Source organism: Enterococcus sp. AZ077 (assembly GCF_051714965.1).
GTDB lineage: Bacteria > Bacillota > Bacilli > Lactobacillales > Enterococcaceae > Enterococcus_B > Enterococcus_B hirae.
On record NZ_JBIOSX010000001.1, the window covers coordinates 2,482,650 to 2,507,504 of the forward strand.

At 40.0% G+C, this 24,855-nt stretch carries 13 protein-coding genes, 3 rRNA genes and 1 pseudogene; 3 read left to right on the forward strand and 14 right to left on the reverse strand.

The window, feature by feature from the left end; genetic code table 11:
• Positions 1-19 precede the first annotated feature (19 nt).
• From IGL28_RS11580 to IGL28_RS11620, 9 genes and pseudogenes are all read right to left on the reverse strand, one after another.
• Positions 20-964, reverse strand: a complete 945-nt coding sequence (locus IGL28_RS11580; RefSeq protein WP_010720909.1) for a 3'-5' exoribonuclease YhaM family protein — start codon at positions 962-964, stop codon at positions 20-22.
• Positions 948-3,667: pseudogene (locus tag IGL28_RS11585) on the reverse strand (AAA family ATPase). Before IGL28_RS11585 ends, IGL28_RS11580 begins: the two are co-directional and overlap by 17 nt.
• Positions 3,664-4,884, reverse strand: a complete 1,221-nt coding sequence (locus tag IGL28_RS11590; protein WP_081128408.1) for a metallophosphoesterase family protein — start codon at positions 4,882-4,884, stop codon at positions 3,664-3,666. Before IGL28_RS11590 ends, IGL28_RS11585 begins: the two are co-directional and overlap by 4 nt.
• 624 nt (positions 4,885-5,508) lie before the next feature.
• Positions 5,509-5,624: ribosomal RNA gene (rrf, locus tag IGL28_RS11595) — 5S ribosomal RNA — on the reverse strand.
• Positions 5,625-5,716: 92 nt separating this feature from the next.
• Positions 5,717-8,630, reverse strand: a 23S ribosomal RNA gene (locus IGL28_RS11600).
• Positions 8,631-8,862: 232 nt separating this feature from the next.
• A 16S ribosomal RNA gene (locus IGL28_RS11605) occupies positions 8,863-10,422 on the reverse strand.
• Together the 16S, 23S and 5S rRNA genes form the textbook arrangement of a ribosomal RNA operon.
• A gap of 637 nt (positions 10,423-11,059) precedes the next feature.
• On the reverse strand, positions 11,060-11,272 hold the full coding sequence (locus IGL28_RS11610; protein ID WP_010720912.1) for a hypothetical protein: 213 nt from the start codon (positions 11,270-11,272) through the stop codon (positions 11,060-11,062).
• Positions 11,273-11,518: 246 nt separating this feature from the next.
• Complete coding sequence (locus tag IGL28_RS11615) at positions 11,519-11,860, reverse strand: YlbF family regulator (protein ID WP_010720913.1); 342 nt, start codon at positions 11,858-11,860, stop codon at positions 11,519-11,521.
• Positions 11,861-11,925: 65 nt separating this feature from the next.
• Positions 11,926-14,097, reverse strand: a complete 2,172-nt coding sequence (locus IGL28_RS11620) for a PBP1A family penicillin-binding protein (RefSeq protein ID WP_034867921.1) — start codon at positions 14,095-14,097, stop codon at positions 11,926-11,928.
• A 207-nt stretch (positions 14,098-14,304) separates the two neighbouring features.
• On the opposite strand from IGL28_RS11620, the gene IGL28_RS11625 reads away from it, so the two are divergent.
• Positions 14,305-15,159 (forward strand): RluA family pseudouridine synthase, encoded by an 855-nt coding sequence (locus tag IGL28_RS11625; RefSeq protein ID WP_053766248.1) that lies wholly within the window; start codon positions 14,305-14,307, stop codon positions 15,157-15,159.
• Between the two features lie 102 nt (positions 15,160-15,261).
• Here the strand turns inward: IGL28_RS11625 and IGL28_RS11630 are convergent, their stop codons facing one another.
• The 3 genes from IGL28_RS11630 to IGL28_RS11640 are packed head-to-tail and all read right to left on the reverse strand — an operon-like array spanning position 15,262 to position 20,119.
• On the reverse strand, positions 15,262-16,122 hold the full coding sequence (locus tag IGL28_RS11630) for an ROK family protein (protein ID WP_081128770.1): 861 nt from the start codon (positions 16,120-16,122) through the stop codon (positions 15,262-15,264).
• A gap of 3 nt (positions 16,123-16,125) precedes the next feature.
• A complete protein-coding gene (locus IGL28_RS11635) occupies positions 16,126-18,807 on the reverse strand; it encodes an alpha-mannosidase (protein ID WP_081128772.1) in 2,682 nt (893 codons plus the stop codon).
• A 10-nt stretch (positions 18,808-18,817) separates the two neighbouring features.
• Positions 18,818-20,119 (reverse strand): glycoside hydrolase family 125 protein, encoded by a 1,302-nt coding sequence (locus IGL28_RS11640; protein ID WP_081128774.1) that lies wholly within the window; start codon positions 20,117-20,119, stop codon positions 18,818-18,820.
• A gap of 154 nt (positions 20,120-20,273) precedes the next feature.
• On the opposite strand from IGL28_RS11640, the gene IGL28_RS11645 reads away from it, so the two are divergent.
• Positions 20,274-21,320 carry a GntR family transcriptional regulator gene (locus tag IGL28_RS11645; RefSeq protein WP_010720919.1) on the forward strand — a complete coding sequence of 349 codons (1,047 nt, stop codon included), beginning with the start codon at positions 20,274-20,276 and terminating at the stop codon, positions 21,318-21,320.
• A gap of 1 nt (position 21,321) precedes the next feature.
• Entirely contained in the window at positions 21,322-23,472 is a 2,151-nt protein-coding gene (locus IGL28_RS11650; RefSeq protein WP_081128776.1) for a GH92 family glycosyl hydrolase, read from the forward strand.
• 105 nt (positions 23,473-23,577) lie between these two features.
• Here the strand turns inward: IGL28_RS11650 and IGL28_RS11655 are convergent, their stop codons facing one another.
• Positions 23,578-23,901 (reverse strand): hypothetical protein, encoded by a 324-nt coding sequence (locus tag IGL28_RS11655; RefSeq protein ID WP_010737055.1) that lies wholly within the window; start codon positions 23,899-23,901, stop codon positions 23,578-23,580.
• A gap of 13 nt (positions 23,902-23,914) precedes the next feature.
• Entirely contained in the window at positions 23,915-24,832 is a 918-nt protein-coding gene (locus IGL28_RS11660) for a hypothetical protein (protein ID WP_010737054.1), read from the reverse strand.
• Positions 24,833-24,855: the final 23 nt, after the last annotated feature.

The following is a 24,855-nucleotide window of genomic DNA, read 5'->3' on the forward strand; positions in this document are numbered from 1 at the left end:
GCTACGTGCCTTTAGTTATCTATAGTTCTTTGGGAACATAGAAACTGCGATTTTCCATTCCAAAAATCCGTTCAGTGTATTTTCCAGGTTCTGTTTGACGAATCGACGTCAACATCATTTGCATTGAAGCATCGAGATTATCGATCTGATGTAAGATTTCTGCTTCCATGATACGTGGTCGAACCGGCGATCCGTATTCTAATAAGCCGTGATGTGCTAAGACCATATGTCTTAATACCAAAACATCTTCATCTGCTTCATTTATTTTCAATGCGATACATGCTCTCGTGATTTCTTCATCTACTAGTACCAAATGCCCCACTAGATTACCCGCTAAAGTATATTCCGTACTCATCGGTCCAGATAATTCAATCACTTTTCCGAGATCGTGTAAAATGATTCCTGCGTATAACAACGATCGATTCAATTCTGGATATTCATCAGCAATCGTTTTACCTAAATGCAACATAGTCAATGTGTGGTAAGCTAATCCACTCGCAAAAGCATGATGATTCCGTTTTGCTGCGGGAAATTCAAAAAATTGCTTTTGATATTTATTTAGTAAATGACGGACAATCCGATTCCAATGAGCATTTGTTATATCAAATAATAATTGATTGATTTCTTCTTCCATTTCTTCTTTTTTCAAAGGAGCCCTTTCCATATAAAAACTAGGATCACTTGGCTCTTCAAGTTTAGTCAATCGCATATGCAAAATCTTTACTTGTGGGTTTCCTTGATAGATTTCCCGCTTCCCACTTAAGAAAACAACTGTCCCAGCAGTAAACTTGTTGATCTCTTCTTCAGAAGCATCCCAATATTTGCCATCAATCGTTCCAGACGTATCTTGAAAAGTAAATGCAATAAATTTTTTTCCGTTTTTCGCAACTCTGACATCAGCATTTTTAATTAAAACAAACAATTCAAATTGTTCATCGACAACTAATTCACGAATTTTTTTCATTCTTTATACATCCTTTAATATATTCACAGATTGTTGAAGCTCCTGATAATAGCTTACCATTTCTTGGTCAGAAGAAAAACAAATAACTTGATAATTTTGACCGAAATCAGCTAACAATTTGGCTAATTGATATTTTCTTTGATGGTCATAATGCAACCAACCGTCATCAATGATAATTGGACAAATCGAACGTTTTGATTCTAACGATAGATAGGCAAAGCGCATGGCCATAATCAGTTGATCTTTCGTTCCTGTAGATAATTCATAAATGGGAAAATCAGTTACACCGTCTGTTAGTGTCAAAGTATCATTTCTCAATAAAATCTCTTGGTAATGATTTTGTGTTAAGACTCCTAAATAGTGACCAGCAGCTTTTAACAATTGTGGTAATTGACGTTCACTCATTTCTGTAGACAGATCCCCTAAAAAAGTCCCAGCGACCATTAGACCGCCCCAATGTTCCATCAGTTGTTGCAGTTGTGCTCTCAATAAACTTTCTTCTTGGTACATCTCATCCAACGTACCATCTTTTTGTAATTCCTCGATTTGGATCTTTAACCGCTGACGTTGTTCGATCAATTGTTTTTCTTCAAACTGATACTGCCGTTGTTTCTCTTGATTATGATACAGTTCAGTACTTAATTGCTCCCGTGTCCGTTTTTTTGGAAAAAGTGGCGCGAGAATCTCATCCAACTCTTTTAGTCGTTGAAGTTGTGTTTTTGTTTGTTGCGCTTTTTGCAAATAAGCAGCTACTTCGGATGGATAAGCAAGTCCGACCTGTTCCATCTGTCCGCTATAGTGTTCGATCAAACTTTTTTGTTTCTTTTTCAATTGGTTGATTTCTTGTTTCAATAGTGTATTTTGTTGATAACTTCTAGCGAATTTCAATTGTTCCATTTCTTGGATGAAGTTCGTTAAAAGCACCATTTTTTCAGCGATTCCTTTATCTTGTAACGGTAACCATTCCTTAATCAATTCAAACTGACGATCAAGCTGTACCAACTTTTGTTGAATCTCATTTGCTCGTTCTTGTTTCTTGATCAAGCGGCTATACAAGTCTTGATAATCGGATACTTCATGCCCATATTCCTTCATCGCTTCTAAGGTATTCATCGTTCCTAAGTGATGGACCTTTGTAAAATCGAAAGCTTTTTGTTGGATTTTTTGTTGTTCAATCACTAGCTTGTTTTTACTTTGATTAATCTCTTCGATTTGGGCTAACGTATTGTCTAATTGTCCCAGTTTTTCTTGCCACTTACCTTTGATTTCTGATAAATCACTTTTCTGACCATTCAGTGATTTCCTTTCATAAAATGAATACCCCAATGTACCTAAGGCTAATAAAAAGACTCCTAGTTTCCAAGGCATTGGTAGGAAGATCCCCACCACAAAAAAGAATCCGCCGATAATAGCAAACGGTGTTTTGTTCTTTGAACGAACTTCTGAAGGTGCCGACTGTAATAATTCTGGATGTGTGGCTTCTAATTGGTTGATCTCCGCTTCAATCGTCCGCTGCTGCTCTAAGACGATTTCTGATCTGATTGATAATTGATTGGCTTGTTCTTTCAACAAACGATTTTCAGAAAATAGTTGTTGCCACTCTTCAGTATGCAAAAATTCTTGTGGCTCTTGTGTCCGTTGCCATTGCCAGCTTTGTTCTAAAATTTTTAATTCTGAATCAATTTCTCGTTCTTCCACTTGGAGTCTTTGCCATTCATTCAGCCAATGTTCGATTTGTGTTTGCTGTTGTTGCAATTCTTTTAGTACTTGCTCTTGTTCCAAATAGAAATAATATCGTGCCGACTGTTGATCCATTCCGCTATGTTTTTCTAAAGTAGCTTCGAGCTCATCTAGGCGTTCCGTCATCTGCTGGTAGCGTTTAGTGAATTCCTCTAAGTCTAAAAGCAACTGTTCTTCAGGAACTTGTGGTAAGGTATTGGCTTTAAGTGTTTGCCACTCTTCGTATAAAGAATAATTCAGCTCTTGCTGCTTGATCTGAGAAATTTTTTCGTTTATCTCTTGGAGTTTTTTTTGTAGCTCTCTTTGATCTTGACTGTAGGCTTGTTCTTGTCGAACGAGTTCACCGAAAAAAGATTCCTGCTCTTGTTTTTGATGGACTCTTTCTTGAAGGTTCTTCCACTCATTCAATTTCTGATTGATAAGCAGTTTCTGCCCTTTTTTCTTAAAAAGCTGTTGGGCTTGGTGATAATATTCTTGTCTTTTTTGAAAAACATACGAACTACCCGTAATCCCTAATGAGATCAGTGCATCATGTAATTCTTTTTCTCGTAGATGATCTAGTTCAGTTAACTGTTCTTGTTGAAAAGTAAAAACCTGCTGAAATAAATCCTTTGTTAGTGGAGAAAGTAATTTCTCTAATAATTCATCACTTCCCTGTTGCTCATTAAAAAGGACTTTGGATTTCCCACGATTTTGCTGTTTGTAACGTTCAACTAGTATTTCTCCATGAACTGGATGTTCTAACCAAATTTTCCCACCATAGGCAGCCCCATCTTTCGGCGTATAGTCTTTTTTCTTCTTTCCTTTTGAAGGGAAGCCAAATAATACAGCCTGAATAAATTGGTAAATCGTTGACTTGCCTGCTTCATTTTCACCGTAGATCAATTGATTTCCAGAAATAAAATCAAATGTTTTTTGTCTCCACTTACCAAATGCAGCTATTTCGATTCGAAGGATTCTCATATACTTTCCTCCTCAAACACAAAATCTTGCTCCAGTATTGCCTTGGCTTTAGTCAAGGTACCTTCCTGATATTCAGGTAAATCATTCATCAAGCGAACCGCATCAGGATGACTGTACATCTCACCTAAAATCTGATGGAAATCTTCACTTACCCGATAAGTTTCAAAGAGTTGGTCAACTAATGTCTGTGAGACCTTCAACGATACTCGATTCATTCTTTCATCTTCCTTAATAGATATACGCCAAATAAGTAAATTTGTAGATAGGTTGGCTATTTTTTCCATTAAATACTCAAGTAATTCGCCAGAATAGATTCGATCAATCACTTCTTGGTTCAAGTGATGATACTCTGTTACCTTTAAATCTAACAACGTCAGTTTTGGATTTCCCATAGTTAACTGCTCTTGGATCACTTGTAACACGTTTTGCGTAGTCCGAGCTGTTTTTAAAGAAACGGTCTTACTCTCCCAGTATACTTCTGCGACCTCTAGCGGAATCGTCTGGCATTCACTGGAGGTCAATTCAACCAATAAAACATTTCTAGCTGTCTGCTCTTTTTGGGTATGGCCTTGAGGTGCCCCTGGATAATTCATTGTTTCTTTTTCGTTTAAAGACATTGGCACATGGATATGTCCTAATGCCCAATAATCATAGCCTTTTTCCTGCATTTTAGACGGCTGAAAAGGTGCATAGTTTCCCCGCTGATTGCTCCCTATTTCGCCATGATACAGACCGATATGATAATCCACTGAGTGTCGTAAAGGAAATTCAGCAACTTTATCTCCCTGTATCCACTGGTGTAAATAACTAAACCCGCTGATGGCGACCTTTTCCCCTTTTTTAGATAAAAATGTCTTTGTTTCTACCTCTTCCGAAGTAAATAAATGGACATTTTCGGGAAAAGTAAACCAGTAGCGCTCTGATTGATAATAATCATGATTTCCAAATGTCAAATAGACAGCAATCTCTTTTTCATTCAATCGTTCGATTTGATCAAAAAAATGTTTTTGGATTTTTAATGAAGGACGATTTTGATGGAAGGTGTCTCCCGCAAGTAAAACAAAATCAACTTCATTTATTATAGCCTTGTCTACAATATTTGCTAAAACTTTTAAATTAACCTCTAATAATTTTTCCTGTACCGATTTATCTAAATTTACTAGTCCTTCAAAAGAGCGATCGATATGTAAATCAGCTGCATGGATGAATTTAACCATCGAGTGTCCTCCTTTTTACTCAAGATGAATTTATGCCTTATCCGGCTTTATTTGAATAATTTTTATAAAATAGGTACTGCTTTATAAAATTATATGCCCTTTTATCATACCATTTTCATTGCTTTTTTTCATCAAAAACCGAAAATTTGTTCGCATTCACTCGAATAGATTACTCCGACCAATTCTCCCCTTGCTTTATGCCTAACTTTTTTGTATTTTATGGTAAAAGTAGAAGCATGAGGATTATTTACTCCTTTTTCTCTAAAAGGATAGAAAAAGAAAATGGGGAATTAACACACTGTCTTTTGATATGTAGCGTAACTTGTATTTCCAGCTGTCTATCTTTAATCTGTTTGCAAATTTCAGTGTAATTTTTTTACTTGGCAGCCTCACTTTGTCAAACAACCTGTTAACTATACTTAATTTTGTCACCTTTTATCTTTTACTAAAAACCAGCTAAATAGGAGGAATGCCTCGCTTTTCCATCTTCATTGTTTTAATATACCTTTGTTTGTAAAAAAGCTAGGAACAATCCCAAATACGATTATTCCTAACTTTTTATTTTCTCTTAATTTATGCAAATAAAAAAGCAGATGAATTTAATTCATCTGCTTTTCACCATTTGCGTGGCGACGTCCTACTCTCACAAGGGGCAACCCCTCACTACAATCGGCGCTAAGAAGCTTAACTTCTGTGTTCGGCATGGTTACAGGTGTATCCTTCTCGCTATCGCCACCACACTGTGGTGTTATCATTATTGAGTTTGCATTTGCTCACTCAAAACTGGATTTGAAGTATTTCGTAAACTCTACCGAGTTTTTTCTTTACCAATGTGGTTAAGTCCTCGATCGATTAGTATCAGTCCGCTCCATACATCACTGTACTTCCACTCCTGACCTATCTACCTGATCATCTCTCAGGGATCTTACTTTCTTAAAGAAATGGGAAATCTCATCTTGAGGTGGGCTTCACACTTAGATGCTTTCAGCGTTTATCCCTTCCCTACATAGCTACCCAGCAATGCCCTTGGCAGAACAACTGGTACACCAGCGGTAAGTCCATCCCGGTCCTCTCGTACTAAGGACAGCTCCTCTCAAATTTCCAACGCCCGCGACGGATAGGGACCGAACTGTCTCACGACGTTCTGAACCCAGCTCGCGTGCCGCTTTAATGGGCGAACAGCCCAACCCTTGGGACCGACTACAGCCCCAGGATGCGACGAGCCGACATCGAGGTGCCAAACCTCCCCGTCGATGTGGACTCTTGGGGGAGATAAGCCTGTTATCCCCAGGGTAGCTTTTATCCGTTGAGCGATGGCCCTTCCATGCGGAACCACCGGATCACTAAGCCCGACTTTCGTCCCTGCTCGACTTGTTGGTCTCGCAGTCAAGCTCCCTTCTGCCTTTACACTCTTCGAATGATTTCCAACCATTCTGAGGGAACCTTTGGGCGCCTCCGTTACCTTTTAGGAGGCGACCGCCCCAGTCAAACTGCCCATCTGACACTGTCTCCCACCACGATCAGTGGTGCGGGTTAGAGTGGCCATAACGCAGGGGTAGTATCCCACCAGCGCCTCCATCGAAACTAGCGTTCCGATTTCTACGGCTCCTACCTATCCTGTACATGCGGTACAGACACTCAATATCAAACTACAGTAAAGCTCCATGGGGTCTTTCCGTCCTGTCGCGGGTAACCTGCATCTTCACAGGTACTAAAATTTCACCGAGTCTCTCGTTGAGACAGTGCCCAAATCGTTACGCCTTTCGTGCGGGTCGGAACTTACCCGACAAGGAATTTCGCTACCTTAGGACCGTTATAGTTACGGCCGCCGTTTACTGGGGCTTCAATTCGTACCTTCGCATACGCTAAGCACTCCTCTTAACCTTCCAGCACCGGGCAGGCGTCAGCCCCTATACTTCATCTTACGATTTTGCAGAGACCTGTGTTTTTGATAAACAGTCGCTTGGGCCTATTCACTGCGGCTGATCTTAGATCAGCACCCCTTCTCCCGAAGTTACGGGGTCATTTTGCCGAGTTCCTTAACGAGAGTTCTCTCGCTCACCTTAGGATTCTCTCCTCGACTACCTGTGTCGGTTTGCGGTACGGGTCGTTGTTTTCTCACTAGAAGCTTTTCTCGGCAGTGTGACATCAGGAACTTCGGTACTATTATTTCCCTCCCCATCACAGCTTGTCCGTACAGACAGAAGCATTTGACTCCTATCAAGACTTACTGCTTAGACAGACATTTCCAATCGTCTGCATTCCTTAGCCTCCTGCGTCCCTCCATTGCTCAAACAAAAACAACGAGTACAGGAATATCAACCTGTTGTCCATCGCCTACGCCTGTCGGCCTCGGCTTAGGTCCCGACTAACCCTGGGCGGACGAGCCTTCCCCAGGAAACCTTAGTCATTCGGTGGACAGGATTCTCACCTGTCTTTCGCTACTCATACCGGCATTCTCACTTCTAAGCGCTCCAGCAGTCCTCACGATCTGCCTTCAACGCCCTTAGAACGCTCTCCTACCAATACACCTAAAGGTGTACTCCACAGCTTCGGTAATATGTTTAGCCCCGGTACATTTTCGGCGCAGGGTCACTCGACTAGTGAGCTATTACGCACTCTTTAAATGGTGGCTGCTTCTAAGCCAACATCCTAGTTGTCTGTGCAACCCCACATCCTTTTCCACTTAACATATATTTTGGGACCTTAGCTGGTGGTCTGGGCTGTTTCCCTTTCGACTATGGATCTTATCACTCACAGTCTGACTCCCGGATATGAATGAATGGCATTCGGAGTTTATCTGAATTCGGTAACCCGAGATGGGCCCCTAGTCCAAACAGTGCTCTACCTCCATCATTCTCAATTCCGAGGCTAGCCCTAAAGCTATTTCGGAGAGAACCAGCTATCTCCAAGTTCGTTTGGAATTTCTCCGCTACCCACACCTCATCCCCGCACTTTTCAACGTACGTGGGTTCGGTCCTCCAGTGCGTTTTACCGCACCTTCAACCTGGACATGGGTAGATCACATGGTTTCGGGTCTACGACTACATACTCAAACGCCCTATTCAGACTCGCTTTCGCTGCGGCTCCGTCTCTTCAACTTAACCTCGCATGCAATCGTAACTCGCCGGTTCATTCTACAAAAGGCACGCCATCACCCATTAACGGGCTTTGACTTGTTGTAGGCACACGGTTTCAGGTTCTATTTCACTCCCCTTCCGGGGTGCTTTTCACCTTTCCCTCACGGTACTGGTTCACTATCGGTCACTAGGGAGTATTTAGCCTTGGGAGATGGTCCTCCCGGATTCCGACGGAATTCCTCGTGTTCCGCCGTACTCAGGATCCTCCTAGGTGCCTTCCAAATTTCATCTACGGGGTTTTTACCCTCTTTGACTGACTTTTCCAAGTCATTCGACTATCTGAAAGAACTACCATATTGGAGTCCTACAACCCCAATGAGCAAGCTCATTGGTTTGGGCTTTTCCCGTTTCGCTCGCCGCTACTCAGGGAATCGAATTTTCTTTCTCTTCCTGCAGGTACTTAGATGTTTCAGTTCTCTGCGTCTACCTCGAATGCGCTATGTATTCACGCAAACGTAACATCCTATAAAAGATGCTGGGTTCCCCCATTCGGAAATCTCTGGATCATAGCTTACGTACAGCTCCCCAAAGCATATCGGTGTTAGTCCCGTCCTTCATCGGCTCCTAGTGCCAAGGCATCCACCGTGCGCCCTTATTCACTTAACCTTATCAACCTTACGGTTGGGTTTTGATCTTTCTTCTAGCGATAGAAGTCCAATCAAGAAAATAAGCAATTGAACTTATTAAAAAACTCATTCAACGCGGTGTTCTCGGTTTGTATTACTAATTTACTTCAAATATCCAGTTTTCAATGAACAAAAATATATCTTTGAGAGTAAACCTCTCAAAACTGAACAAAGTGAAAAACAAACAGTGTAGTCTCCGTAATATTCCTTAGAAAGGAGGTGATCCAGCCGCACCTTCCGATACGGCTACCTTGTTACGACTTCACCCCAATCATCTATCCCACCTTAGGCGGCTGGCTCCAAAAGGTTACCTCACCGACTTCGGGTGTTACAAACTCTCGTGGTGTGACGGGCGGTGTGTACAAGGCCCGGGAACGTATTCACCGCGGCGTGCTGATCCGCGATTACTAGCGATTCCGGCTTCATGTAGGCGAGTTGCAGCCTACAATCCGAACTGAGAGAAGCTTTAAGAGATTAGCTTAGCCTCGCGACTTTGCGACTCGTTGTACTTCCCATTGTAGCACGTGTGTAGCCCAGGTCATAAGGGGCATGATGATTTGACGTCATCCCCACCTTCCTCCGGTTTGTCACCGGCAGTCTTGCTAGAGTGCCCAACTAAATGATGGCAACTAACAATAAGGGTTGCGCTCGTTGCGGGACTTAACCCAACATCTCACGACACGAGCTGACGACAACCATGCACCACCTGTCACTTTGCCCCCGAAGGGGAAGCTCTATCTCTAGAGTGGTCAAAGGATGTCAAGACCTGGTAAGGTTCTTCGCGTTGCTTCGAATTAAACCACATGCTCCACCGCTTGTGCGGGCCCCCGTCAATTCCTTTGAGTTTCAACCTTGCGGTCGTACTCCCCAGGCGGAGTGCTTAATGCGTTAGCTGCAGCACTGAAGGGCGGAAACCCTCCAACACTTAGCACTCATCGTTTACGGCGTGGACTACCAGGGTATCTAATCCTGTTTGCTCCCCACGCTTTCGAGCCTCAGCGTCAGTTACAGACCAGAGAGCCGCCTTCGCCACTGGTGTTCCTCCATATATCTACGCATTTCACCGCTACACATGGAATTCCACTCTCCTCTTCTGCACTCAAGTCTCCCAGTTTCCAATGACCCTCCCCGGTTGAGCCGGGGGCTTTCACATCAGACTTAAGAAACCGCCTGCGCTCGCTTTACGCCCAATAAATCCGGACAACGCTTGCCACCTACGTATTACCGCGGCTGCTGGCACGTAGTTAGCCGTGGCTTTCTGGTTAGATACCGTCAAGGGATGAACAGTTACTCTCATCCTTGTTCTTCTCTAACAACAGAGTTTTACGATCCGAAAACCTTCTTCACTCACGCGGCGTTGCTCGGTCAGACTTTCGTCCATTGCCGAAGATTCCCTACTGCTGCCTCCCGTAGGAGTTTGGGCCGTGTCTCAGTCCCAATGTGGCCGATCACCCTCTCAGGTCGGCTATGCATCGTCGCCTTGGTGAGCCGTTACCTCACCAACTAGCTAATGCACCGCGGGTCCATCCATCAGCGACACCCGAAAGCGCCTTTCAAATCAAAACCATGCGGTTTCGATTGTTATACGGTATTAGCACCTGTTTCCAAGTGTTATCCCCTTCTGATGGGCAGGTTACCCACGTGTTACTCACCCGTTCGCCACTCCTCTTTTTCCGGTGGAGCAAGCTCCGGTGGAAAAAGAAGCGTTCGACTTGCATGTATTAGGCACGCCGCCAGCGTTCGTCCTGAGCCAGGATCAAACTCTCATAAAAAGTTCGAACAATCTTACGATTGTTAAGCTCAATTGTTTGCTAGCATATTGCTTGCTTGTTAAAAATGTTTGTTGTCTTGAATCAATCAAGACGCCCTACACATTTGGTTTGTCTTTGCTTTGTTCAGTTTTCAAAGGTCTACTTGATTAAAAGCTAATCAGTTGAGATTGCCGTAGCAACTTTTATATCATATCAGAGTGACGTTTGTTTGTCAACTCTTTTTTAAAAGTTTTTTTAACTTCGTTTTTCAGAAGTGTTTCAGCAACTCATTTATCATAACTCATCATTTGTTATTTGTCAACAACTTTTTTAAAGTCTTTTTCGATGAAATCAAGCTTCGTAAGCTATTGATTTTTTACGACTTAGTTATCTTATCACCTTAAAAAGTAAATGTCAATGAATTTTTCTAAATAAATTTCACGATCTTTTTCTCTTTTTCAGCAACGTCAATTACTTTACCATTAAAAAAAAGAATGGTCAAGCTAAAAATTAATTTTAGCAGCACCTTACTTTATTTCTCTCTATTGGTCTAACCTACTTTAGTTGCCTATCTTCTTATTTAGACTCATCGGTACTTCAGACGATTACTGAAATGGCTAGCTATTTTCATGCTCAATCATCAAATATCTCTCATATCTTACTTTCGATACCGCACACCTTTATAAATAGCTAATGGCAAGATCACAAAAAGAAACAAGAGAAGAATATCGATCAGATATTGGTCGCTAAAAACATTTGTTAATGGCTGATTTGTAGTTAAAGAATAAAATGCGGGTAGCAAAATAATCGTGAAAAGATACGAGCCACTGATTTCCCAAAAATCTTTCCAAGAAAATTTTTTGTGTTTCATCGCTCCACCTCCTTGCTTTATATGAGAGAAATTCACTACTTGAATAGACATTTCTACGCTTCTATAATAGACAAAATCAGCTATTATAGCTAGGTTAACAATAATTATTTATTAAACAATGAAAAATAAGCTAATTTTCTATGAGTTATCCCCGTCTGATTTCTTCATACTAAAAAAGCAACGCAAAACAATTTTGTTTTACGTTGCTTTTGCTTGTTCTGGCTAAATTATTTTCTACAACGTTAATTATTCGCTGTATAAATCTCTAACTGGTGTCATGATGATGCGATTCAAGTCATTGATGATCGTGCTGAATTGTTGTTCTTTTTGCATCAAATCATTGATCACTTCTTCTGATTGAATTTTCATTGCCATTTCTTGCGCTTTCATTGCATCTTCATCGCTAAATTCTTGCCCGCTCATTTGTTTTTCCTGCAATTCGATTTGCATCGCTTGGAAATCTTTGAATAGACGATGCGCTTCTTCATTTGCTTTAACTTTTGCATAGGCTTCTTCTAAAGCTTTGAATTCTTGCAATTCGCGAATCTCACGTTCGATTTGATTTGCGCTATCATAAATATTTGACATAGTTAGCCTCTTTTCTATAGATCGTTTAGTTTTATTGTACCATTTGTTTATCGTTTTTCATAGGATTACTGTCCTTGATATTTCCGCCAGAGATCTTTCGCAGCTTCGCCTAAACCTCTTACGCCTTCTTTTACCATATCACCGATATTTTTCAGCCCATCTTTAGCTTGTTCCCCGTATTTATTCAGATTTTCTTTCCATTGTTCTGAGTTCTCATTGGTTTGCGTATTATTATTGACTTGATCAGCAGGGACTACTTTTCCGCCAGTCGCATATGCATCTGCTACAGGGAAAGGCTCTTGCTCAGTATAAGGAAGAATGCCTTCTGCGGCCGATTTGAAGACTTTACCAACCACATTCCCACTTGTTCCTGCTAAATAATGCAATTCACTAGACTCTTCATATCCCATCCAAGTTGAAATCACGACATTAGGTGTATAGCCAACAATCCATTGATCGTTAGCTTTGGTAGGATCAAAATTGGTTTCAGTCGTTCCTGTTTTCCCTGCGACTGTATAACCAGCCGGTTTAGCTGCAACGGCTGTCCCATTAGAAAAAGTCCCAAGCAGCATTGAAGTCATTTGATTAGCCGTTTCTTCTGAAATGACTTGTTTAGGTTTTTCATTGGTCTTATCAACAATTACTGCACCCGTTGAATCCACGATTTTAGTAATCAGATGTGGTTTGTACATTTTACCAGCGTTAGCAAATGCACTGTAAGCTCCAGCCATCGTTAACGGCGAAACTCCCTTAGCTAAACCACCTAATGCTAAACCATAATACTTATCTGATTTCGATAGAGGTAATCCAAATTCTTCTGCTTTATCATAACCTTTTTGAAGACCGATTTCATGAAGCAACCATACAGCAGGAAGATTCAAACTTTCAGCAACCGCCTGATACATCGGTACTTCACCACGGTACGTTCCGTCGTAATTATGAGCTTTATAATAAGATAATGGTTCATCTTTCAAAATACTTGCTGGGGTGTATCCCGCTTCTAACGCTGGTGCATACACACTCAAAGGTTTGATCGTTGAGCCAGGAGAACGTTTCATTTGTGTTGCAAAACTAAATCCTCGGAAAACATGTTCTCCACGTCGCCCTACCAGCGCCTCAACACCACCAGTTTTAGGATCTAATGCGACTGATGCGGATTGAACCATTGCCCCATCCGCAGCATTTGCCGGAAATAGTGCATTGTTTTGATACGTTGTTTCTAATTGTTTTTGATAATTTTGATCAAGTGATGTATAGATTTTGTATCCTTTGTTCATCACATCTTCTTCATCTAAACCATAATCATTGACTGCTTCATCAATCACGGCATCAAAGTAATAAGGATAGCGATAGCCTGATTCCGAATTATCATACGTATCTTTCACGTATTGTTTGATATCCACTTTGCTTTCCGTTTGGTATTGTTGTTTCGTGATCTTGCCGTTTTCTTCCATGACACTCAATACGGTGTTTTTTCGATTGTTTGCATTTTCTGGGTGATCGATCGGATTATAGATACCCGGACCTTTAAGCATCCCAGCTAACGTTGCCGCTTCTGCTAAATTAACCTGATTAGCATCTACCCCAAAGTATTTCCTTGAAGCATCTTGTACGCCCCATACCCCATTTCCAAAATAAGCATTGTTGAGATACATGGTCAAAATCTCTTCTTTGCTGTATTTCTTTTCAATTTCAATGGCTAAAAATAATTCTTTTGCTTTACGGTCAAAAGTTTGATCAAGTGTCAAATAAGCATTTTTAGCTAATTGTTGGGTAATTGTACTCCCACCTCCACCAGAAGTGCCACCTGAAAGGACCATCCGAACTGCTGCCCGAGCGATCCCTTTGATATCAAATCCATGATGCTGATAAAAATTACGATCTTCGGTTGAGATAACCGCATTTTGGATATCTGGAGAGATTGCATTCAATTCCACATAAGTCCCTTTTTGAGCATACAGGGTGCCTGCTTCTTCATTCTTTTTATCATAGATAACGGTAGACTGACTTAGCCCCGATTTTAATGTGGAGACATTTGCCTGTTTTGCTAAAATAAAAAGATAGATACTGACGATCAATACACAGATCAAGCCAATCAATAGGATCAGTTTATTGATATGATACTTTTTCCATATACGTTTTCGCCATCGATGGAATCGCCCTAAATAAGGTTTAATCCAATGCCAAAAACTGATCAAAGCAGCTTTTATTTTACTTAAAATGCTTTGAAAATCCATTTATTCTTCTCCTGTCTATTTGATTGAATCGCCTTATTCTACCACAGGTACGTTCTTCATTCTTCCTGCTTGAGATGTAGGCAAACTGTTTTTTTAAGTTTTGACGATAGTTTAGCATAAGAAGTATCAGAAATTAGTCACTTTTTTCTTAAATAAGTTTTAAAAATGGTACAATAGAGCTGCATTTTTGCTAAAAGGAGTATTTTTATGGAAATCACGATTACGTTACCTGACACCCAGCCAACAACCACCATTCGAGAATTATTAGAACAAGAATGGCTCGTTCCAAGAAAAGTCCGCCACTTTTTACGTATAAGAAAAAATGTGTGGATCAATCAAGAACCTGCCTTATTTCATTTTGAAGTCCACGCTGGTGACCATATTACGTTACGTTTTGAAGAAACTGATTATCAATACCAAGAAGTCCAATTGGGTAAAGCTTCCTTCGTCCAACCATTATATGAAGACGATCATTTACTCATTGTCAATAAACCCGCCGGCATGAAAACTCATCCGAATGAACCAACCGAAAATGATACTTTATTGAATCATTTAGCTGCGTATTTAAAGAAAAAAGAGCAACGTCCTTATGTCGTGCATCGATTGGACAAAGAAACAAGTGGTGCAATTTTATTTGCTAAAAATCCCTTTGTTTTACCTATCCTAGGCAGAATGTTGGAACAAAAGAAGATTTATCGACGATACCAAGCACTTGTCTGGGGAACAATCAAAGAGGATTTGATTTTAAAAGATAAAATCGGTCGTGATCGGCACGATCGCAGAAAACGGGTGGTAGATCCTCATAAAGGTCAAACGGCTCTCACACATGTTTCCGTTGATCAAGTAGTAAATGGTCAGACTCAGGTTTACTGTGTCTTGGAAACCGGACGTACTCATCAAATCAGGGTCCATCTCTCTCACATTGGTCATCCCATTGTCGGTGATCCACTTTACCAAACACGGCCTGCGAACCGTCTCATGCTCCATGCGTTAGAATTACACATGTCTCATCCTTTCACGCAAGAAACCATTGTCGCAAAAGCCCTCCCTGGTTTATGGTAAAGACACTATTGTAAGGAGCGATCCACTACTGATCACAATCAAAAAACGGCTAGGGATACACCTCTAGCCGTTTTTTATTACTATATATAGAATATATACACCTTATTGTTTACCATGTTCTTTTTCTGCTAAAAGCAAACTGCCAATAATTCCACTCTCATTCGGCAGCCCCCAGCGTACAATGTACTCATCTACTTGTGGCGTTTCCATGTACCCACCCATTAACTCAACGAATTGTTGTCGAATTTTATGCAACAAGTGGTCTTGATTCATCACTCCGCCACCTAAAATGATTTTTTCAGGAGCTAACGTCAACGTATAATTGATCAATGCTTGAGCAATATAATAGGCTTGGATGTCCCATATTGGATGATCTTGAGGAAGTTCTTGGCCTTTGATTCCAGTTCGTGCCTCAATTGAAGGTCCAGCCGCTAACCCCTCCAAACAATCTTTGTGGTAAGGACATGTTCCTTCATAGGTATCCTCTGGATGACGTTTTACCCATATATGCCCCATTTCTGGGTGGGCAAGTCCAGAAAAAATATCTCCTTCAAGGACCACACCGGCACCGATCCCTGTACCGACAGTCAAATAAATACAACTCTTTTTCCCTTGTGCGGCTCCTTTTAGCAATTCGCCGTAAGCTGCTGCATTCACATCTGTCGTCCAAGCCATCGGAATCCCGTAACGTTCTTGGATGCTGCCTAAAAAATTGTAGTTTCCCCATCCAGGTTTAGGTGTTGCCAAAACATACCCATAATTATCGGCATTTTTATCAATACCGATCGGACCAAACGAACCGATCCCTAACGCCTCTAGTTCATATTGATCAAAAAAATCAAATACTTGCTTTAGTGTTTCTTGAGGTGTAGTTGTAGGAATACTTACTCTTTCTACGATAACGCCTTCATTTGAAACGGCACAGATGAATTTTGTTCCCCCTGCTTCTATTCCACCATACATTGCTTATTCCTCCTCGAATCCGATTGTCCGAATTTCATAAGGTCTAACGGTCGGAGCAATCGTTTGCTCAACTGTTTCTTCTAGCAGATTCAATAATTCCCCTTGTTTCCCATTTTTAGTGATTTGTAATGGTGAATCAAGACCGGACAGATTAAACCCACGCACCACTACTTTATCACTAAATTTACTTCGTTTCAAAGCAGTAATTGCAAACGTTTCCCCTTCGCAAGTTAAATAGCTGTTTTCAGCTGGCAAGGTTCCTGTTTGAATCGCCATTTGCGTGGTAGAAAAAGGAATCTGTGCGCTATAAGCATGATGGTAACTAGCAAATTTTTCTTCTGGCTGATGCACTTCGATACTGTAGTTAAAGCAATGTACCCCATGACATTGGGCTTCTGGTGTTGGAAAATATCCCCAATCGCCTAATTCCCCTACACAACGTAGTAAAGTCACCGCAATCACACTGTCATCAATTACTTCATATTCATTTAATCCATAATTGCCAACTGTTACTCCATAATCGTTTCCTTCTAAATGAACGAACGCTTGTTGATGCTGTGGATTTGTTGGATTTTCCCAACTACTTGATACATCATTGGGACGGGTAACCACTTCAAAAATACTATCAGCTTGATGTTGTTTCACATGTAACTTTGTTGGGAACAACACACGTAAGCGATGATCATCCATTTGATTATTCACTTTTGTTTCAAAGTCGATTTTTTTGCTGTCTTTTCTTAAAGTGATAATAGTTGTTACTTCTAACACACGCTTTTCTTTTGAACGACCTGCTTTACGGTGACGAAACTCAATGACCATCTGTTGTTCTTTTGCTAAACGTTCATCAGCAGCTACTGGGATCAATAATTCCTGGGTAACTTTTACTTGTGCTAATTCACTCGTATCAGTTACGACTTCTACGGTACTTTGATCATTTTCCTTTGATAAAATAGGTTGGTCATTTTCAGGCTGTTTGAAGATATATTCATTTCCAATATCCCCAACATCTTCGAATGTCAATAATTCATCTAGTTGTTTGCCCGTTGTTTTGTCTTTCAACGTCAAGGTGCCATTCGGTTGGATCTCTAGCCGAACTTGTTGATTTTCTAATACTCGTCCATCTTTTTGGATCATCGTCTCTTTTTCTTCTTTAGCTTTTCCTTCTATTAATACATACGTGTTCCAAGAAAAAGCTGGCATTTCGCTCACTGGTAAAGTGACCGTGATTTTTCTCGCCATGTAAGGAATCCTAAACCGATCTTTTGGCAGATCATAATCAAACGTCACAAATGTTTCTGATAGTGATGCAGGGACTTCTTCACCATTGGATGTTTCTACATGATAGCTTTTTGGTGGTTGCTTTTCTAATTCTTCATATAATTTCTCAGGTATTCCTTCTGCAAAACATTTTCTTTCTAACTCAATCGTTATTTCTGCTTCACCAGTCTTTGCTGATCCAGCCGTGTTCATAACTAAGAAAGGATAGCTTTTTGCTGGTAAGCTGCTAGTGTCGATCGCTTGGGCAAGTTGTTTGATCGCTTCTTCTGCTAAATACTTCCCTACTTCATCTGCTTTTTCAAACCGTGTCATCATTTCTCGATGGACAGAATCAACCGAACACCCGCAAATACTGTCATGTGGATGATTTTGCATCAACGTTTTCCACGCATAATCTAATTGATCATGGGGATATTTACCAGTAACTTCATAAGCCATCGTTGCTAATGGCTCAGCAATATTTTCAATTTGTCTTTGAACTTTAGTATTCCATTGTTTTAAATAGACACGTGCTGAAGCAGTATTCGCTAACGTATACCAGCCATCTGTTTCCTGACTGGTCAACTCTCCCTCAACGGAACCAAGTTCTTCTGGCAAGTCCTTTTGCACCGCTGCAAGATAATCGACAAAATTGGAATGGATAAATTCATACTCTGGATATAATTCATTCGCTAATTTGATTGCTGCTGTTACATCCTTTTGAACCGGTTGATGATCCACTCCATTCATCATCAACAGATGATCGGTTGATGCGTATTGCTCTGCATCTGCCAGCTTTTGGTCCCAAAAGGCTCTTGCTTTCTCTTTTTCAGTCGGGATTTCATTTCCATTACTGTACCAATTGGCAAACAGTAACCCAAAGATTTCTGTGCTATCTGGTCCTTTCCACCACATTTCAGAATATTGAGAAGAATAATTTTCTGCTTCCAAGACTTGATTATCAAAGCCAATTGGTTTTACGCCTCGTCCAAAAGCAGCAGCTGAAAGTCCTGCTTGTTTCATCATTTGTGGTGTTTGCCCCATATTTCCAAAAGTATCCGGGAAATAACCGAGCATCACAGGCGTTCCCCACTTCTTACTTTCTTCCATTCCAATCAACATATTACGGACATTCGCTTCTGAACTGATCAAGAAATCATCTTGTAAAATATAAAAAGGACCGATCCTTAATTTCCCCGCATCAATTGCTCGTTGCACCGCTTCTTTCTTTTCTGGACGTACTTGTAAATAATCATCTAAAATAATCGTTTGTCCATCTAAATGGAAACTATTGAAATCTGGATCGGTTTCAAATAATTCCAAAAGATCATCCATCAATTCGACTAAACGCATATGATGCTGTTCATAAGCCATGTACCATTCACGATCCCAATGACTGTGTGAAATGATATATACTTTCTTTTTCATTTTATTCCTCCTATTTCGCTACTCGAATATCAAAGTAATCCATCACTAATTCACAAAACATCATGTTCGCCCAAGAGAACCATTCTCTGGTGTAGTTGTTTGGATCATCGACATCAAACCCCTCGTGCATCAAATGTGTACCAGCATCTGTCGCAACTAATAAGTCTAAAATCCGCTTTTTCTCTTCTTTATCTTCAGTGGTCATCCCTTCCATCGCTAATGCAATCGGCCAGATGTAATTTTCTGGAGTGTGAGATGATCCGATCCCTTTTGCATATTTCCCTTCATAGAAGTAAGGGTTCTCTTTACTTAGTAACGTTTTTCTCGTTGCTAAATATTGTTCATCTGTGGTAGAACAGTAACCTAAATACGGAGCAGCAATCAAATTAGGTACATTACTGTCATCCATAATAGAAGCGTTTCCTAATCCATCAACTTCATAAGCATAGATGGTTTCTCCTTGTTGGTTTTTAGTCAACGCATAGTCTTCGATTCCTTTTTGGATATCTTCTTTTAAACGTTTGGCTTCTTCAAGGATTGCTTTACTACTTGTTTCTTCCGTGAGAATGTTCGTAAAGATTTCTTCAATATAACCCAGCACTACTACAGCAAACATATTTGAAGGAACGAGGTAGCCATATTGACACGCATCATCGCTTGGACGAAAACCAGACCAAGTCATTCCAGTTGGTGCAACTGTACTTCCACGCCCGTCGTTGACTAAGGTATCTTCTTTCCTCGTCGTATCTCTTTCGAAAGTATAAGGAGATTGATTGTGATCTTGTTCGGTTTTGAAGACATGTAAGGCTTTTTTGATTCCTTCAACAAACGAATCATTCAATTGGTCCGTTCGACCAGTGTTCTTATATAATAAGTAAGCTAATTGGATAGGATAACATAAGGAATCGATTTCATATTTACGCTCCCAGATCCAATCATTCATTTCAGTATGGTCACTTTGATGCCCCGCTCCATTTGCTTCTTCATTGAATGCGTTTGCGTATGGATCGATGTTGATATATTCAAATTGTTTTTTGACAAGCCCACTAATCATCGAAGCTAAGTCTTCATCTTCTTTTGCAATGACTAAATATGGACGGACTTGAGCGGTGGAGTCACGCAACCACATCGCTGGAATATCACCAGTTAATAAGAAAGTCGTCCCGTCTTCATGTCTTTTGACTGTCGTTAACAATGTATTAGCAAAGGCAGCAGAGAAATTCGTAGCCCAATCTGCATGCTCTTCCCCACATTTTGCAGTAATTTCATCCATAAACTGTTGAACTGACTTTGGTATATCTTTATATGCCATTTATTTTCCTCTTTTCTTTATTGATATATCATAAGAGGATTATACCTCGTCGTTTTACAATTGTCTACGCTTTCAAAATGAGATTTTTCTTATTTACTTTTAGTGGTTTTATGCTATGATCTTTATATGATATATCTTATAAGAAGGTGCTTTTATGAATCAACCACTATACCAACAAATCTTTCATGACTTACAACAAGCAATTGCTGATGGATCGTTACCTGTTGACAGCCAGGTACCTACCGAAAAGGAATTGTCCACCAAGTATCAAGTGAGTCGAATCACTTCTAAACGTGCATTAACTGAATTAGAACAATTAGGTCTGATTTATCGTGTCAGAGGAAAAGGCAGTTTTGTCAAAGCAACGACTAGTGATCTTAATAGAAACGATGTGATTAAAAATAGTCGCATCCTGTTCCTACTTCCCTTTTTATCTGACCTTTCTGTCGGAGATTTTACAAAAGGACTAAATCCAGTGATGCAAGAAAATCAGTTAGAGGTCATGATGACGACTGTTGATTTTCTGGCAAACAAAACGGCGAAGGAAATCATGCAAGAATTTGACGGAATGATTTATTATGCGTTTGCGACCGATCAACATCTGGATCTGCTCTTTGAATTATCATTGAAACAATTCCCAGTTGTTGTTTTAGATAAAAAAATCTATGAACTTCCTTTTCCAACTGTCCTTTCAGATAATTTCCAAGGTGGTTCTTTGGCTACGGCTCATTTGATTTCAAAAGGGCATAAAAAGATTGCCTATCTTTTTGGTGAACAGGCGCATCCACAATCTGTCCGACAACGATACTTGGGTTACCTGGAAGCTTTGGACAAAGCCAATTTGCCGTTTCATACAACTTTAGATGCAAAAGGCACTACGATTGAAACGTTACTGACCTACATCAATGAACATCAGGTCACTGCGTTTGTCTGCGAAAACGATCTGGTAGCTATTCAAACGATGAATCATTTAAAACAACAAGGCTATCGTATCCCAGATGATTTTTCGATCGTTGGATTCGATGATATCCAAGCAGCCGCTTTAGTTGATCCACCATTAACAACGATTGCTCAAGATTTCCACCAACTAGGAGAACTTGCAGGAAATGCTTTGATCACTTGGCTCAAAACAAATAACATTCCCGAAGATACGAGCCAACCAGTCTCATTTATTAAACGACATTCAACAAAGGAGATTTAACATGAACATTCAACATATTGATACTCGTCACGGTACAGCCAATCAAGCGAACTTCTCAAATGGGAACTGCCAGCCTTATACTGGTGTTCCTTTTGGGATGAATTACTTTGCCCCACAGACAACTGATCAAAAAGGTAGCTGGTGGTTCCATCCTGATGATCACACCTTCCAAGGCTACCGTTTGACTCATCAGCCAAGTCCATGGATGGGTGACTTCAGCTATTTTGTCTTCACTCCGATCAATGGGTTATTACCTGAGAATACCCTGTTCCATGCACAAAGTTCGTATCGTCCAGAAGAAAGCACATTCTGTCCGACTCATTTAACGATCAACCAATTACGTGATAGTATTCGCTCCACGTTGATCCCTAGCATGTACGGTGGTGTCCTAACCATTGATTACCACAAAAATGAGAGCGGTTTACTTTTGTCGTTTCCTGGTAAACATCAATTAGTTCTAAAAGATCCCTATACGATTGAAGGACAAGTCACTCATTTCGCAGGCGCCGAAGATCCTGATTTTACCTTCTATTTTGTCTTACATTTTGAACAGCCAATCCAATCAAAGGAATTGTCACAGTTAACAGCCGATGACGCTGGGTCGGTTCCGATTTATTTTGGCGACGTAAAAAAACAAGTCATTCGTTTCGGTACTTCCTTCATCAGTTCTGAACAAGCTTCATTTAATCTAGAACAAGAGTTACATCAAACGCCTGATGACTATTTGCTGAATAGTTCACAACAATGGCAAAACTATTTTGACCGAATCAAAGTCGAGCATCATGATCCGCAACAGTTACGGACGTTTTACCACAATCTCTACCGTGTATTTTTATTCCCACAAACGTTCTATGAAATCGACTCGACCGGACAAAAAATCCATTATGATACCACTAGTCGAAGTGTAAAACCAGGTGTACTTTATACCAATAATGGTTTTTGGGATACTTATAAAACAGTGTATCCACTTTACTCTTTGATTGCTGTCGAAAAATATGAAGAGATGCTTGAAGGCTTTTTGAACAGCTATCGTGAAACTGGCTTTTTACCAAAATGGCTTTCGCCAGATGAGCGTGGACTCATGCCAGGAACATTGATTGATGCAGTGATCGCTGATGCCTCGGTTAAGGGAATCCGTAAAGATTTAATGGCTGAATTTCTCGAAGCAATGAAAAAAGGTGCTACGATCCAAAGTGAAAAACAAAATTACGGACGTCAAGGAACGACTGATTATCTAAAATATGGTTATGTACCAAATACTTACCACGAATCAATCAACCACACCCTTGATTACGCTTATAGTGACTTTTGTATCAGCCAAGTAGCCACCGGTTTGAATGAAGCAGCAACCGCACAACACTATCAAAAGCAATCTTTCAATTATCAAAATGTCTTTGATCCGGAAACCGGCTTCATGCGTTCCAAAGATCCCGAAGGAAGATTCCGTACTCCGTTTTCTTCCACACGTTGGGGTCAGGATTATGCAGAAGGTAGCGCTTGGCAAAGTAGTTTTGCTGTTTACCATGATTTTGCTGGTTTGATCAATGCTCACGGTGGACCAGATCAATTTGAAGAAAAACTGATTGAATTATGTAACCAAGCACCGACTTTTGAAGTTGGCGGTTATGGTTTTGAGATCCATGAAATGAGTGAAATGGCAGCGATCGAGTTTGGACAAGTTGCCATCTCCAATCAACCAAGCTTCCACTATCCTTATTTATTCAGTTATATTGGTAAACCCGAAATGGCACAACCATTGATCAAACAATTGCTGACACAAACATTCGATGATACCCCGACTGGTTATCCAGGAGATGAAGACAATGGGAGCATGGCAGGTTGGTATATCTTTAATAGTTTAGGCTTTTATCCTGTCACGCCAGGAACTGGTGAATATGTCATCGGGATGCCTTTAATCGACAAAGCTGTGCTTACGTTGTCTAATGGTGAACATTTAACAATCGAAACAAACCCTAATCACCCACAACAACAATTCATCCATGAGATCACAAGAAATGAAACTAGCTATCGCAAACTCTTCTTTACACATGAAGACTTGCTGACTGGTGGCACGATTGCTTATCAGTTGGGGATTGTTCCTAATCCTACAAAACACGACGCTGAAGACTTCCCTTTTTCTTTGACCAAATAAACAAGCTGACTTATTTGGTTGTTCTATAAGACAAAACACCTTCTTTGAATTTCTTAGTCTCAAAGAAGGTGTTTTGATAGATTTAGAATGAATTTTTCGATAAGATTATTTTTTATTTTTTTTCTTTTGACTATTTCCTTTTTTTACTAGTTGTTCAGTAACTTTGGCTAGTGTATCCGTGACCTCTGTTTTGACTTTAGTACCTGTTTCTTTCATGCTTGTATTTATTTTTATTGATGACTTCAATTGTTTTATTTTCAAAGAAGAGAACTTGTTGCCGATTACTTCTGTCTTTTCATTCGTAAATTCTACTGTCTTTTTTAACGCTCGTTTACTCACGTTCGTTATCCTATTTTTTTCTTTTTTACAATATGCACATAGTTTTTTAGGTTCAGATATTTCTCGTCCACAATTTGTACATTTATACATTGCTTTCCCCCCATTAGTCCGTTACATATCCACTTAAAATATACTCAGGATCCGCTTCGATCATATCAGAGATAGTATGAATCAACGTATGAATATCATCAATTGCTTCTGTTATTGGATTGGTTGATTTTTGAAAATACTCATCTAATTTTAACGCCATTTCTCTAGTCAAAATGCTTTCCAAATCTTTTTTATGGAGATTTAAGCTATAGTTCAAAGCAACATATTCATCTAAATCTGAAAGGCAATTTACTTGGATATTAAAACTCTCATTTATAAATAAAATATTTTGCAAAATATCATTTGCTGACTTTTCTTTATCACCAAATTTCATACGGTTTTTTCGGTAACTGATTACCTTTCCTTCTAACTGTTTTAACAATTGATATTTCACAGTAGTGATATCATTTAGCACATTAACTAATAACTGTTTTTTTATTTGAGGATCTTTTATTAACACTGATTGTTCATATTTCTCTTTAGCAGAAACTACACCTGCATAACGATCATTTTCAAAATTTTTGATTACTTCGTCTATTTTCAAATTAAGATCATCTAATTTGTCTTCGATTTTTTTAAGTTCTAACATGACTCCTACTACTATTGCTGCAGGACCCAAAGCTGAACAAACGCTTGTTCCATTTTTTAATGTCAAATTTTTAACAAATTCGCCACTTTTTTTATCAGCAATCTGTGCATATACTCCATCTTTCCCAGAGACAAAACGATACGTTCCATTTTTTAGTCCCTTTAATATTTCCGGTGGAATATCTAATACGTATTCTCCTTTATTTATAATTTCCATGACGGTACCACTCGTCACTATTGCCCCATTTAAATGTTTAACAATTTTTTCTGAAAAATGTAATTCCTTCACTTTTTCTACCAATTGGTTTTTTGGAACTCTGATACCCGCTTGCATTATCTCCATATTACGCCCCTCCATTATATTCA